Here is a 13,126-nt window from a genome sequence, read left to right on the forward strand (position 1 = left end):
CCATGCTAGTCTTCTCCGACCTAACCCTACGGCGCGGCTCCAAAGCCCTGCTCGAATCCGCTTCCTTCAGCATCCACCCCGGTCAGAACGTCGGGGTTACGGGTGCGAACGGTGTTGGCAAATCCACCCTGTTCGCGCTGATTCGCGGCGAATTGCACCAAGACACGGGCAATTTTTCGATACCGCCTTCTTGGGTCATCGCGCACGTCCAGCAGGAAACGCCCGCCACCGACCAGTCCGCGCTGCATTACGCGCTCGAAGGTGATGCTGAATACGTCAGCCTGCGCCAGCAGCTCGAACACGCCGACGGCGCACACCTCGGCGAACTGCACGCCCGCCTCGATGCCATCGACGGCTACACCGCTGAAAGCCGCGCTGCCACCTTGCTGCACGGCCTCGGTTTCAAACCCGACCAAATTCACAACCCGGTCAGCAGTTTTTCCGGCGGCTGGCGGATGCGGCTCAACCTTGCGCAAGCCCTGATGTGCCGTTCCGACCTGCTCCTGCTCGACGAACCCACCAACCACCTTGACCTCGATGCCGTCATCTGGGTGCAAGATTGGTTGAAAAATTACCGTGGCACGCTGCTGCTGATTTCGCATGACCGCGAATTCCTCGACGCCATTTGCACCAGCATTGCGCACATCGAACACAGCCGCCTGACGCTGTACACCGGCAATTATTCGACCTTTGAAATCACCCGTGCGGAAAAACTCGCGCAACAGCAATCGGCTTACGAAAAGCAAAAGCGCGAACGCGAACACATGCAAAAGTATGTCGACCGTTTCCGTGCTCAAGCCACCAAAGCCCGCCAAGCGCAAAGCCGTCTCAAAGCCTTGGAACGGATGCAAGTGATTTCCGCCGCGCACGTCGATTCACAATTCCATTTCAGCTTCCGCGACCCCGAAAAGCTGCCCGATCGCTTGCTGCATGTGCGCGAAGCACGCCTTGGCTACGCCGACAAAACCATCATCGACAAGGTGGAGTTGCAAATTTTCCCCAGTGACCGTATCGGGCTGATTGGCCCCAACGGTGCGGGTAAATCCACCCTGATCAAATTCCTTGCCGGACAACTGCCCGCGCAAGCCGGTGAAAGTTGGCAAGCACCCGACCTGAAAATCGGCTATTTCGCCCAGCACCAGCTCGAACAACTCAAAGTGGATCAATCCCCGCTGCAACATCTGCGTGAAATGGATAAACAAGCCCGTGAACAGGATTTGCGCAATTTCCTCGGCGGATTCGCGTTTCAAGGCACACGGGTGGAAGAAGCGATTGCGCCCTTTTCTGGCGGCGAAAAAGCGCGTCTAGCACTGGCATTGTTGATTTACCAACGCCCCAATTTGCTGCTGCTCGACGAACCGACCAACCACCTTGACCTCGATATGCGTCTTGCCCTCAGCATGGCGTTGCAGGAATTCAAGGGTGCAATGGTTATCGTCTCGCACGACCGCCACATGCTCAAAACCGTCACTGATAAGCTGTTGCTGGTTGATAGTGGCAAAGCGCTGGAGTTCGACGGCGACCTCGACGATTATGCTGCGTGGTTGCAAAACCGTTTCCGTGCAGAAGAAGTTGCCAGTAAACCGACTGATCAAGCCGCCGCGCACACCTCCGCCGGACGCAAAGACCAGCGCCGCGAAGCCGCCGAAAAGCGTAAACAGTTGCAGCCCTTAAAGAAAAAGATCGACAAGTTGGAGCAGGAAATGAACAAACTCCAGCAACAACAAGCCGCGTTAGAAGCACAGCTTGCCGACCCCGACATTTACAGCGATGTCAACCGTCACAAACTCAAGCAACTGGTGCTCGACAAAAGCAACCTCGATGCCAAGCTCGAAGCAGTGGAAATGGAATGGATGGAAGCCAGCGAAGCATACGAGTCTGAACTGGGATTTTTGGGATGACAGGATTAGCAGGATGGAGAACATCACGTGATGAAGGTGCGCTCTTAATCCTGCTAATCCTTTCATCCTAGTAATCCCAGTTCAGACAATCTCCCCTCAATTACTCCTCTCTCTTTGACGAAATACAGTTCGCTCCCTCAGCGCGGTTAACCACGCTGGGCGAACTGCTTTTCGCCTATCTAATCTGCATTTTCATCTCAAATATTTGATAAATATATAAAAATAGGATTGGCACACCCATTGCATTACCACTGATGTGATTGGAAACGTATTTCATCAAGGAGAAGCCATCATGTATGCAGCAGAATTTGAAGCCTTTGAATTTGAAGACGAATTCGAGAATGCGTTTGAGGATAACAGTCTCACCCGCCCGTTTACCGAACAGCAGGAAATGGAATTAGCAGCCGAGTTATTGGAAGTCGGTTCTGAGGAAGAGCTGGAGGAGTTCCTCGGTAAATTGGTCAAGAAAGCCGCCAAGGGGATCGGTAACTTTGTACGTTCGCCTGCGGGTAAAGCGGTGGGTGGTTTCCTGAAAGGCTTGGCAAAGAAAGCCTTGCCCGTAGCGGGTGCCGCTTTGGGTAATTTTGTCGTGCCGGGTGTCGGGGGCGCGATTGGCGGCAAACTGGGGTCGTTTGCGAGTTCTTTGTTTGAGCTGGAAATGGAAGGCATGAGTCCAGAGGACATGGAGTTTGAAGTGGCTCGCCGCTTTGTACGTTTGGCTGGCGCGACCACGGCTTCGGCTGCTCAGAATAGCCAACGTGGAGCACCGGATGTGGTGGTCAATCGTGCGATTCAGAATGCTGCACGTTTGCACGCTCCCGGCTTATTGCAAAACCGCCAGCCTGCACGCACTGGACGCGCTCGCTCCGGGCGTTGGGTCAGAAGTGGCAATCGCATCATTTTGTTGGGTGTTTAAACAATTCAGGCAAGAGGAGACGTGTCATGCACGATATTGATGGAACCCTGTTACGTGGGGTGCAAAGCGAATGGGAAACCGACAATGAATCAGAATGGGAAGCCGACAACGAGTGGGAAACTCAAGATGAATTCGAGTTTGAAACCGATGGTGAGTTTGAAACGGAAATGGATGCGGAAGAAGCCTTAGCCAATGAATTATTGGAGCTGGATAGTGAAGCTGAAATGGAGCAGTTTCTCGGTGGCTTAATCCGCCAAGCTGCGAAACGTGCTGTGCCATTAGCCAAACAGGCGGGGCGTTTTTTATTCAATACCGCCAAGCCGCATTTGAAACAAGCCTGGACGGGAATCGGTACTGACTTGGTGAATAAGGGAGCAGATACGGCGCGGGGTTGGGTTGACCAAAGTGCTAGCCGCTTGTTTGGCGAATTACCCAGTGCCAATAAAAGCCGCGCATCCCTGAATGTGGCGCGTCGGGTGGTGCAAGCGGCACAAACTACGGGTAAGCAAATGGCACGTTTGCCACCGAGTGCACCACCATCCGCCGTGAAAGCGGTGGTTACTAAGGCTTGTCAGCGTTATTTCCCTCCCATCACGGGTGGTATGGCAGGCAAACGCGGTACGTGGGTCAGGAAGGGTAACAAAGTCATTTTGTTCGGCTTCTAGGAGGTGTGTCATGTCGGCTGCCCTGAATGCGTATCTGGATCAGGAGGCAAGTGCTTTGCTGAGCCGCTTGGAGGCGGTGTTGCCGTTTTCCAAGACGATGCCGATGGTGATGGCTTCATCGCCGGGTCATGCCATTTTGCACGCCATTGAGGAACATTTGCGGGTGCAACGTGAGTTGCAGCGCCAGCGCATTGTGGGATTTCGCCAGTGGTTACACAGTCAGGCAGGCAGAGTGGCTAAGCCTACGGTGGTGCAACGCCAATTCACGGTGGTGAAGCTGCGTTTCAATGCGGTATTGGATCAGTTGGATATTTTTGCGGATGTGCTGACTCAGCGTGGTGAGTATCGGCATGGCGTGTGGATGTCAGCGTTGGATTTTGCCGCCAAAGATGCCTTGCGTAAACCGGGCGGTTATTACGAGTTGTTGCCAATGATTTGTTACTTGGAACGTGGGCATGGTGCGGCGATTCGACGCGCACGAACCCGCTTGCCGGGTGGAGTCGCGAACCCGGTCAGTATTGTGCGTGTTCCGCGTGAACGCATGGTGGGTGGCGGGATTGCGTCGTCGTTGTTTCATGAGGTGGGGCATCAAGGGGCGGCGCAATTGGATTTGGTCAACAATTTTGGCGAGGTGTTGCAGGCACAGCGCCAAGCAGGGCAGGCATGGGATTTTTGGATGCGCTGGCGTTCGGAAATTCTGGCGGACTTTTGGGCGTTAGCGCAGCTTGGCGTGACCGCCACCACGGGTTTGATGCTGGTGGTGCTGCTGCCGCGAGCATTTGTGTTCCGTATCAATATGGATGCACCGCACCCGTTCCCTTGGATGCGGGTGCAGATCAGTTGCCATTTGGGAGAAATGCTGTTTCCTGATCCGCAGTGGCAACGGATTCGGGAGCGTTGGGAGGCGATGTATCCCCTCAGTAGCGTGAATCCGGCTGAACGCCAGATTGTTGAGGGATTAATGGAAAGTTTGCCTGATTTCGCCCAGACCTTATTGGCGTTCCGACCGCAGGCGATGGGGGATAAGCCATTGGTGGATTTATTTCCTTTGGCAGCGCGGCAACCGGCACGCTTGCGACGGCGTTTCCGGCAATGGCAACAGCATCCACCGGCGATGTACAGCCGCCCGCCCGGTGAAGTGTTCGCGGTCTTCGGGCAAGCGCGTGAGGATGGCGCATTGGGTGCGGCGAATGAAGCAGAACTGTTAAAGCGTTTATTTACCCATTGGGCGCTAGAAAATTCAGGCATCGGCAGAGCCGATGCGCTTAGCAAATCGTAAGGCATACCCTAGTATGCAGGAGAGTGAATGATGGCTACTGAAAAAGGGCAATCTGAGAAACCAGATAAGTCTGTGGCTAAACCAGCAGATAATAGCAGTGAAACAACCATTGAATTGGCGAAAACAGTGTTAATGGATTTATCCCAATTATTGGGTAAGCGTGGTGATGATAAAATTCTGCCTGTTACCTTAACACCCCCCAGTTTTGAAACAGACTACGCGAAACGTTTATGGAAAGTGATTAAGGAGCGTAATGAAGCGATAGCTTTTAAGCCGTACAGTGATTTTGTGGATGCTATGTTATGCCCCCCTAATCAGCATAGCATGGCACAGGCTCAACAACGGCAACACCCAGTGAAAGTGTCGCTTGAGGGTGGTAATGCCTATGAATTATTAAAAGTCGCTACGGATTGTTTCTTAAAGCAAGAAACTGGCATGGTTGAGGATGATAATAACAACTTGATCTGTCAGCATTCTGATGCACTGAATCATATTTCTTCCGAAGAACTGGAGAAGCTACGTGAACAGTATGTGTTGAATGTAGAGGATAGTGGCAAATTGCCGTTGCCGTATTTGCAGTTAATTCGTGAAAAATTAACAGAAATTCCCGTAAAAACGGCTGATGCCCTCGCAATCGGTTCAATAGATGATATTTGTTATGGTCTTTCGCCTTTAAAAGCAACTTGCCCGACCATGATTGAACTCATTTGGTCGTATTGGATGGAGGAAAGCCTGCTAATTCAAACCATGAATGCGATTACCCGTCGTTTTCAAAATGTACGCAGTGGTGTGCGTGACCCTTTGGCACGGATGGATATTGACCCTTTACGCCCCATGAACAATTTATTATGGGGGTTTATTCAAGATGAACCAGCGCGGTTATCGTTAGTGCGCCGTGCTTATGAGTACGACCATCATTACGGTTTTTCCTTGGTTGGAAAAGCCGTGCCTAAGGCGCGTACTGCTGACAGCCGTTCGCGTTTTTTGGGGGCGTTCCATCAGTTATTGAATTTGGCACACCGGTTTTTCCGTGCTTACGATGATATGACGATTAAGGCGGATGCGTTTCCACTGTTAAATGCCTTGCGTGAGGTGCATCTGATTTTGGCAGAAGGGGCGCATAACCAATACGGTGATTTGCCTTGGGTGGCGCGTAAGGAAATGCTGATGATGCAGTGGATGTTAGCCCGCCCTGAAATGCGTGAGTTTATTGGTGGGCGCATCATGGTTCCCCAAAAAGAGCGCTGGATGGATCGGGTGGATGGCATGAAGCGCTTGCAAGGTTGGTCGGGTACGGCAACCACCCATTTTGTGGATTTGGCGCAAACCGGTGAGCGTTTATTGTTGTCGATTCGTTTTGCGTCTTGGAGTCAGATTGAGAAAAGCGACGTGGCGTTGTCTTGGGCGGTTTTCTGGCGTGATGACATTCAGCGTTATGCCCATGCTTACCGGGCGGTGACGGGGGTGGATCTGACGGATCCGGTGACACAGGCGGCGTTGGATGCAAAACCACCGTCTTATTGGTTGTTGCAACGTGAGGCTTCCTGAGTGTTGCAGTTTAATCGTGCGCATTACCTCGATCTGAACCCTTATCCGCAACAGCTCAGCACGCAACCCGTTGCTACCGGAATGCCCGCTGTCTTGTACGAATCGGTGCAAGAGCGGGCATTAGCCGCGCAACTCGCCGCAATGCAGGGGCAAGCGGCGGCAGTATTGGGGGCATCAACCTTGCAGTTGTTCTGGGACTGGTTTGAATGGGTGCGGCAAATGCCCGTACAGGTTTTTATGGCGCAGGATACCTACCCCTTTATCCAGCTATTGGTAAAACGTGCCTTTAATACGCAACGGTTGCAGACGTTTCGGAATATAACGGAATTGGCACAGCAACTGGCACGGATGAACTCTGCCAGTGTGGTGATGGTAGTGGCGGATAGTTGGTCATTACGCACTAATCAACCATTTGCAGTGAATGCTTGCTTACAACTATTGGCAGGGCGGTGCGGGTGGTTGGTGTTGGATGATACGCAAACCTTGGGGCTATTGGGGCAGAATCCCTCGCCGTCATTGCCCTTTGGTAGCGGTGGTGGCGGTATTTTGCCGTGGGTCGGGGTAGCCAGTGAACAGGTGGTGCTGATTGCCTCGCTGGCTAAAGCGTTGGGTACGCCGCTTGCGGTGTTATCAGGGAGTAAGGCAGTGGTGCAGGGGTTTCGTGAACGCTCACATACCCGCACCTATTGTAGCCCGCCTTCACCTTGGTTGGTGGAACATGCTTTATACGCTCTCCAGCAACATGCACAAGCAGGCGAATGGCGGCGGCGCTTGTTAGTGGGAAATATTCGTTATTTTCAGGCACAACTGCGCGGTTTGGGTATACGCTTGGAAGGTGGGGTGTTTCCGGTGCAAAAGTTGGTGTTTCCTCACGGTTGGCAGTGCGTAGCGGTATACCGTTATTTGCGCCAACGGCAGGTAGAAACCGTGGTCACACGCACGGATTGCGGGGCTTGTGCGTTAACCGTGATTTTGCGAGCGGGGCATCGGCGCGACGCGATTCAGCGCTTGGTGCAGTTGTTGCGACAAGCTTTGGTACATTTAGGTCGTCCACTTCGCACGGAATTGTTGTAAGGAGCGCACCGTTATGCCCAAACGTTCCGCTGCTTTTGCCATATTGCCATGTTCTTCTTGCAGTGTGAGGGTGCGGGCGATGTCTGCCACGTATTCTTTGAGGGTCTTTAAATCCATGCCGTGATGCAGCGCCGTGAGGACAGGTTGGTGGAAACTTTCCTCATAATCCGCGAAATAGGCAGTGCCAATTTTGTGCAAGTAATCACGCGGAATATCATTAATGGATAATGCACCGTAACCGTTATAACGCCCGCACATGGCTCTTACCAGTTGACGCAATTCACGCACATTTCCCGGAAAATCATGCGCTTGTAGGGCGTGGATGACGGTGGGATCGACTGTGGGTGCTTGCTCGGACAATTCTTCCTGCAAGAATTTGTCGAGTAGCAGCGGAATATCATCCTTGCGCATTCGCAGTGGGGGGAGGCGAATAATATAACTGGCAATGCGGTGGAAAAAATCCTGGCGGAATGTGCCTTGTTGCTGGGCGCTTTCCAAATCGCGATTGGTGGCGCTGACTAAACGGAAGTCAAGGTTATGCCAGCGGTCGCCGCCGACTTTTTTATAGGCTTTTTCCTGAATCACCCGCAGTAACGAGGCTTGCAGAAAGGCGGGCAGTTCGCCCACTTCATCCAAAAATAATGTGCCGCCTGCGGCTTGTTCAAACATGCCTTCACGGGTGCGAATCGCATTGGTGAACGCACCTTTTTCATGCCCGAAAAATTCACTGCCTGCCAATTCGGGAACGACGGTGGTGCAGTCCAGTACCACGAGATCTTGTTTGTGTTCGCGTTGATCGACCGTGTGTAACAGGCGGGCAATCAGCTCTTTGCCTGTACCCGGTTCGCCGAGTAGCAGCACATTGGCATTGGAATAGCGCCCAATTTCCACGGTATTGCGTAAGACTTTGAGCCATGCAGGGCTTTGTCCGATGATCTGCTCGCGGATAGCCCGCGCATTTAGAATGCGGTCGATTTGCGCCCAGCGTTGTAATTGCCCTAATACGGCTTGCAGGAGGCTATGTGTATCTTGCCAGCAAAATAAGCGCGACACGCCCGCCGCGATTAGGTGGAGTTGCTGTTCCAGCGTGAGGTTCGTGTGCGCATAAACGAGAATCAGGCGGTAGCTGGCTTGTTCAGCGTAATAGGGGAGTTTTTCCAGTAACGCATCATCAACCCGATTGACGATCAGCACACCCGGTTGGTCGCTGTGATGAAGTTCAGGTATTTGGTGATGTTGTGTTGCCCGACACAGTGCGGTTATCCATGCAGCACACGTTTGTGTAGCAGCATCGGTTTCGATAGATACCCAGCCCAGCATAATGGTTGCCCTCGCATTTTTGCCTACTCATTGGCTTGATATATTTTTATTCTGCTTATTATATAGCTGATTGAGAGCATGGATGCTGGAGGAAAGTGCCATTGAAATTTATGATGTATCAATTGCTGCGTTGATGCTTAGACCGCAGCCCACAGTTTGAATTGCTGTTCTGTTAACCCCAGTTGCTTACAAAGTGCTTGTAATTTCAAGAAATCCTTAGCCTTACGCTGCAAATCCAGCGGTATATCCGGCACGTCGCAATAAATCTCGGTTAATTGCCGTGCCAGCCGCACGGTGGCTTGATGTTCGTCAACCAGTTCTTGCAGGCGTTTTGCGCCACGGGTTTTCATCAGCCCAATTTCAGGAATGCGCGACAGCAACACTTCCACGCTGCTGAATTTCTGCAACAGTTTGGCGGCGGTCGACATGCCCACACCCGGAATGCCGGGGATGTTATCTGCCACATCCCCCGCCAGCGCGAGTTGATCGGGGATTTGTGCAGGCCACACCCCAAATTCTTTTTTCACACCACCGGGTGGCAGCGGGGTGCGTTTGCCATAATCCCACCAGATGTCACGTTCAGCAACCAATTGCGCCAAGTCTTTGTCTCCGCTGATAATCATGCAGGCTTGCCCGTTATCGCGTTGCTGTTTTGCCCATGTGCCAATCACGTCATCCGCTTCAAAATGCGGGCTGGCAGCTTGCACAATACCGAGTGCATCCAAAAAATCGCGGCACAGTTGAAACTGTACTTTTAATTCCGTTGGGGCGGGGGAGCGGTTGGCTTTATACGCGGGGTAAATGGTTTTGCGGGTGGAGGTTTGCAGGCTAATGTCGAAAGCAAACGCAATTTGCTGCGGTTGTTCGGTTTGCAACAGGTTATACACAAAGCGTAGGAATCCCAATACCGCATTGACGGGATTACCCTCACGATCCAGCGTGATGGGTTGGCGTATAAACCAAGGACGGAATACATAAATGCTGGCATCAACGAGCCAGACAGGATGTTGGGGCATGGTATTTTTCAGGTGATGGCTAAGTTTCTGGACTATAAACAGAGAAGCATAAAAATGCACGGTTAGGCTTTATATTTTGGAATAGTCATTAACTAGAGGAGTGAAGATGCTGAATCTGCGTGCAAAGGGATGGGGAGTCTTGGCAATTGCCACACTGTTCACCGTAGTCGGTTGCGATGATAGGCAGTCGGATACTTCAGTGGCACAATCATCGGTCAAGCCGGTTGAGATGTTATCCGTTGATGGTATTGGGCCGATCAATGGTAGCACTGCTTTCAATCTGCATGACATCACCATGGTCTTCCAAGGCTTCAATGTGGCACAGCGGACAAATTACACCGAAGGAGAGGAGTACCCTGTCATTATGGTTAGCAAAGAGTTGAAACCGCTGTTGACCATTAACCCAGATGCTAAACAAGCAAGAGTGTTTTCCGTGATGGTGCATGACAATTTAATCGGTAACGGTTTAGGCCATGCCATTGGGGCAAAATTTACCGATATTTACGCGTATGGTGCAACAGAAGAATGTGCCGCAGGCTCAGAGGAGTTATCGGGGAAAGTGCTGTGTTACGCACCTAAAACCGGCAATATCCTGTATCTGTTTGGCGGAACCTGGAATGGCCCTGATGGTTCTGTGCCACCGAAAGACGTATTGGCGAACTGGCAGATGGAGGCCATCATCTGGAAACCACCGGCGAAGTGAAGGCTTGTAGGGGCGTATTGAATACGCCCCAGCACGGCTTAAACCGGTTTGAAATTATCAATCGTGCTTGCGCCCTCCCCAAAGAAAAACTTGTTCATTTCTTCTTCCAGAAATTTGCGGTCTTTGGGGTTGATGGGGCTAAGGCGGTATTCATTGATAAACATGGTTTGTTGCTTTAACCATTTTGCCCAGGCTTCTTTGGAAACGTTTTCGTAAATCTTCACGCCCAATGCGCCGGGGTAAGTGGGGCGGTCTAAGCCTTCGGCTTCGCGGCCTAAATGGATGCAGTTCACCATGCGTGTCATGTGTTTTCCTCAGTGATTCAGTCAATGGTCTGGAAAAATTGGCGGACAGCGGCTGACAGCCCGCCGGTATATTCAGTGTTTGCTTTATACCAGAGCCAGCCGTTGCCTTCCATTATCCGTGCGGGTTGCGCGTCTAAATCGACCTGTAAGGGCTGTAAATGCAGGCGATAATGCGAAAAAGTGTGGGTTAAGGTGGGCAAACGGGTCGAAGTGGTCGATGTTGGGGTGAAATGCTGTACCAGCCAGTCATGCATGGCGGTTTCATCGGCAAATTCGGGGAAACTCCACAGCCCACCCCAAACGCCGGTTGGCGGGCGCTGTTGCAGCAGTAATTCGCCTGCCGTATTGCGTAACAGCAACACCACTGCGCTTTTTTCGGGTAGCGCTTTTGTCGGGCGTTTGCCGGGGTAGGCTTGCGGTTTGCCTTGTTTGAAAGCTTGGCAATTGTCTTGTAAGGGGCAGAGCAGGCACAGCGGTTTGCTGCGGGTGCAGAGGGTTGCGCCCATGTCCATCATGGCTTGGGTATAATCAGCGTTGCGTTCAGCGGGCAGGTGTTGTTCGGCGTATGCCCAGAGTTGTTTTTGCACACGAGGCTCCCCCGCCCAGCCTGCTACGGCGTGGTAACGTGCCAGTACGCGCTTGACGTTGCCATCCAAAATGGCTTCGCGTTGCCCGTGGCTAAGGGAGAGAATGGCGGCGGCGGTGGAACGCCCAATGCCGGGTAAGGTTTCCATGTCTGTCATGGTGGTGGGGAATTCGCCTGCGTAGGCGTCGCGGACTTGTTGCGCGGTTTTGTACAGGTTGCGGGCGCGGCTGTAATAACCTAAGCCTTCCCACAATTTCAGCACATCGTCTGGTGGTGCATCGGCAAGGGCTTGCACGTTGGGGAAGCGTTGCATAAAGCGTTCGTAATAGGGAATGACGGTGGTGACTTGGGTTTGTTGCAGCATAATTTCCGACACCCAAACGCGGTAAGGGGTGGGCTTTTGCTGCCAAGGCAAGTCTTTGCGCCCATGCCGGTCGAACCATGCCAGTACTTTGTCAGCAAATGTCGCCATCATGATTGTTGTCTCGACCAAAACGCACTACAATAGCGACCTGCTGACACTATCTCAATAAGCGGGTGTAGTTCAATGGTAGAACGGTAGCTTCCCAAGCTGCATACGTGGGTTCGATTCCCATCACCCGCTCCAAAATTCCGCGATTCCCTTACTCCTCCATGTAATCGCCCATCTTCGGCGCAAACGGATCCATAATCACAATCTTGCCGTCTTTCACTTGGCGCATTAAGTTGTCGCCGTGCAAATCCCAGTTCAGGTATTTTTGGTGTTCGCGGTAATACTTACATAGTTTGCGCATGTCATCCGCTAATTCATCGCCATAGTGTTTGGCGACGTAAGCCCAAACTTTGATGCGTTCGGCTTCTTCCATCCAGTCGACTTCGTGAACGTGTTCGGTGAAAAAGGCAGAATCGGCTTCATCCAAATGTTCCAAGCGTTCCATCACGTAGATAATGCGGTAATCCGGTTCTTCAAAGGTGAATAAGTGGATACAGGCGGGGTCAAGCGGTTGCCCCTCTTCATCCAATACCCCCACGCGGCGGGCAAACGGCACACTGGTGAGCTGGTGTTTTTCGATGGCATCCAGAAAATATTCCAGCCCTAGCGATTGTTTTTCCAAGACGACGTAATTTTTCCACGCATCACTCTCCGTATTGGCGGTGAATAGCCGTTTGCATTCGGCGCATTTCACGCTGAGTTTCTTGCCGCCATCAAAGCATTTCATTTCGTAGACTTTAGTGAGGAAGGTGTTCTCACACTGCGGGCAGTCCATGCGTTTGAATTTGCCGCTAAGGAAGCAGTCGAGGATTTCTTTGCTAGAGTCGAGTGGTGCTACGGTATCCATAAATCAGTACTCTATTCCGTTTCTGACGAGCAGTGGTGTGCCGAATTGGGTAATAGCGGGGAAGTAGTCATCAATCCACAACCCAACGCTGATACCTTCGTGGAGCATAAAGGCACGTTTTTTCTTACCATCGGTCGTATAGACCCGGATGCCTGCATCATGCAATTTGTCGTGAATTTCCACCAAATTGTCATTGTCATCATCACGCAAGGTGCAGACGATGGGTTCCCAGTCACGACTGCGGTAAGCGTCGATCAGGTCAAGGTAGAAGTCCACGTCTGCGGTAATGGTGTTATCAAAATCAATGGCAACAATGCGGGAGGTTGGGGAATCTGCCAGCACGTAAGCGTCGATGGCGAATTCGTCAAACTGCGTAATAATACGGTGTTCGCCATTCAATTTAATGGCAGCTTCCAACACACCAAAGGCCGCACAGGGCAGACGGTTGTGGTAATAAAAAACGAGTCCAGACATGTATTTTCTCACTAGCGGGT

13 protein-coding genes and 1 tRNA gene are annotated in these 13,126 nt (G+C 52.0%); 8 read left to right on the forward strand and 6 right to left on the reverse strand.

Going from position 1 to position 13,126, the window contains the following annotated elements; all coding sequences use genetic code 11:
• Nucleotides 1-2: 2 nt before the first annotated feature.
• The 6 genes from QJT81_05100 to QJT81_05125 all read left to right on the forward strand — a co-directional run bounded on the left by QJT81_05100 (nucleotide 3) and on the right by QJT81_05125 (nucleotide 7,383).
• Complete coding sequence (locus QJT81_05100) at nucleotides 3-1,901, forward strand: ATP-binding cassette domain-containing protein (GenBank protein WGZ95366.1); 1,899 nt, start codon at nucleotides 3-5, stop codon at nucleotides 1,899-1,901.
• A gap of 292 nt (nucleotides 1,902-2,193) precedes the next feature.
• Nucleotides 2,194-2,817 (forward strand): hypothetical protein, encoded by a 624-nt coding sequence (locus QJT81_05105; protein WGZ95367.1) that lies wholly within the window; start codon nucleotides 2,194-2,196, stop codon nucleotides 2,815-2,817.
• 26 nt (nucleotides 2,818-2,843) lie between these two features.
• Nucleotides 2,844-3,482 (forward strand): hypothetical protein, encoded by a 639-nt coding sequence (locus tag QJT81_05110; GenBank protein ID WGZ95368.1) that lies wholly within the window; start codon nucleotides 2,844-2,846, stop codon nucleotides 3,480-3,482.
• 10 nt (nucleotides 3,483-3,492) lie between these two features.
• A complete protein-coding gene (locus QJT81_05115) occupies nucleotides 3,493-4,761 on the forward strand; it encodes a hypothetical protein (protein ID WGZ95369.1) in 1,269 nt (422 codons plus the stop codon).
• Between the two features lie 27 nt (nucleotides 4,762-4,788).
• Nucleotides 4,789-6,309, forward strand: coding sequence for a hypothetical protein (locus QJT81_05120; GenBank protein ID WGZ95370.1), 1,521 nt, complete (start codon nucleotides 4,789-4,791; stop codon nucleotides 6,307-6,309).
• The gene (locus tag QJT81_05125; GenBank protein WGZ95371.1) at nucleotides 6,310-7,383 is read left to right on the forward strand and encodes an aminotransferase class I/II-fold pyridoxal phosphate-dependent enzyme; all 1,074 of its coding nucleotides are present in this window, start codon (nucleotides 6,310-6,312) and stop codon (nucleotides 7,381-7,383) included.
• Here QJT81_05125 and QJT81_05130 read toward each other — a convergent pair.
• Together QJT81_05130 and QJT81_05135 are read right to left on the reverse strand one after the other, a co-directional pair.
• On the reverse strand, nucleotides 7,351-8,703 hold the full coding sequence (locus QJT81_05130) for a sigma 54-interacting transcriptional regulator (GenBank protein WGZ95372.1): 1,353 nt from the start codon (nucleotides 8,701-8,703) through the stop codon (nucleotides 7,351-7,353). The genes QJT81_05125 and QJT81_05130 overlap by 33 nt on opposite strands.
• A gap of 137 nt (nucleotides 8,704-8,840) precedes the next feature.
• A complete protein-coding gene (locus QJT81_05135; protein WGZ95373.1) occupies nucleotides 8,841-9,719 on the reverse strand; it encodes a 5'-3' exonuclease H3TH domain-containing protein in 879 nt (292 codons plus the stop codon).
• Between the two features lie 106 nt (nucleotides 9,720-9,825).
• Here QJT81_05135 and QJT81_05140 point away from each other — a divergent pair, with 106 nt between their 5' ends.
• Nucleotides 9,826-10,422 (forward strand): DUF1131 family protein, encoded by a 597-nt coding sequence (locus QJT81_05140; protein ID WGZ95374.1) that lies wholly within the window; start codon nucleotides 9,826-9,828, stop codon nucleotides 10,420-10,422.
• Nucleotides 10,423-10,460: 38 nt separating this feature from the next.
• Here QJT81_05140 and QJT81_05145 read toward each other — a convergent pair whose 3' ends face one another.
• Both QJT81_05145 and mutY read right to left on the reverse strand, forming a co-directional pair.
• Nucleotides 10,461-10,727 (reverse strand): oxidative damage protection protein, encoded by a 267-nt coding sequence (locus QJT81_05145; protein ID WGZ95375.1) that lies wholly within the window; start codon nucleotides 10,725-10,727, stop codon nucleotides 10,461-10,463.
• A gap of 17 nt (nucleotides 10,728-10,744) precedes the next feature.
• Nucleotides 10,745-11,788, reverse strand: a complete 1,044-nt coding sequence (mutY, locus tag QJT81_05150) for an A/G-specific adenine glycosylase (protein WGZ95376.1) — start codon at nucleotides 11,786-11,788, stop codon at nucleotides 10,745-10,747.
• 58 nt (nucleotides 11,789-11,846) lie between these two features.
• Between mutY and QJT81_05155 the strand changes: the two genes are divergently transcribed.
• A tRNA-Gly gene (locus QJT81_05155) sits at nucleotides 11,847-11,920 on the forward strand.
• Nucleotides 11,921-11,936: 16 nt separating this feature from the next.
• Here QJT81_05155 and QJT81_05160 read toward each other — a convergent pair.
• Both QJT81_05160 and QJT81_05165 read right to left on the reverse strand, forming a co-directional pair.
• On the reverse strand, nucleotides 11,937-12,632 hold the full coding sequence (locus QJT81_05160) for a hypothetical protein (protein WGZ95377.1): 696 nt from the start codon (nucleotides 12,630-12,632) through the stop codon (nucleotides 11,937-11,939).
• A 3-nt stretch (nucleotides 12,633-12,635) separates the two neighbouring features.
• Nucleotides 12,636-13,106 (reverse strand): hypothetical protein, encoded by a 471-nt coding sequence (locus tag QJT81_05165; GenBank protein ID WGZ95378.1) that lies wholly within the window; start codon nucleotides 13,104-13,106, stop codon nucleotides 12,636-12,638.
• Between the last annotated feature and the right edge of the window lie 20 nt (nucleotides 13,107-13,126).

Origin of the sequence: Candidatus Thiothrix putei, assembly GCA_029972225.1 — a bacterium.
In the GTDB taxonomy this organism is placed as follows: Bacteria; Pseudomonadota; Gammaproteobacteria; order Thiotrichales; family Thiotrichaceae; genus Thiothrix; species Thiothrix putei.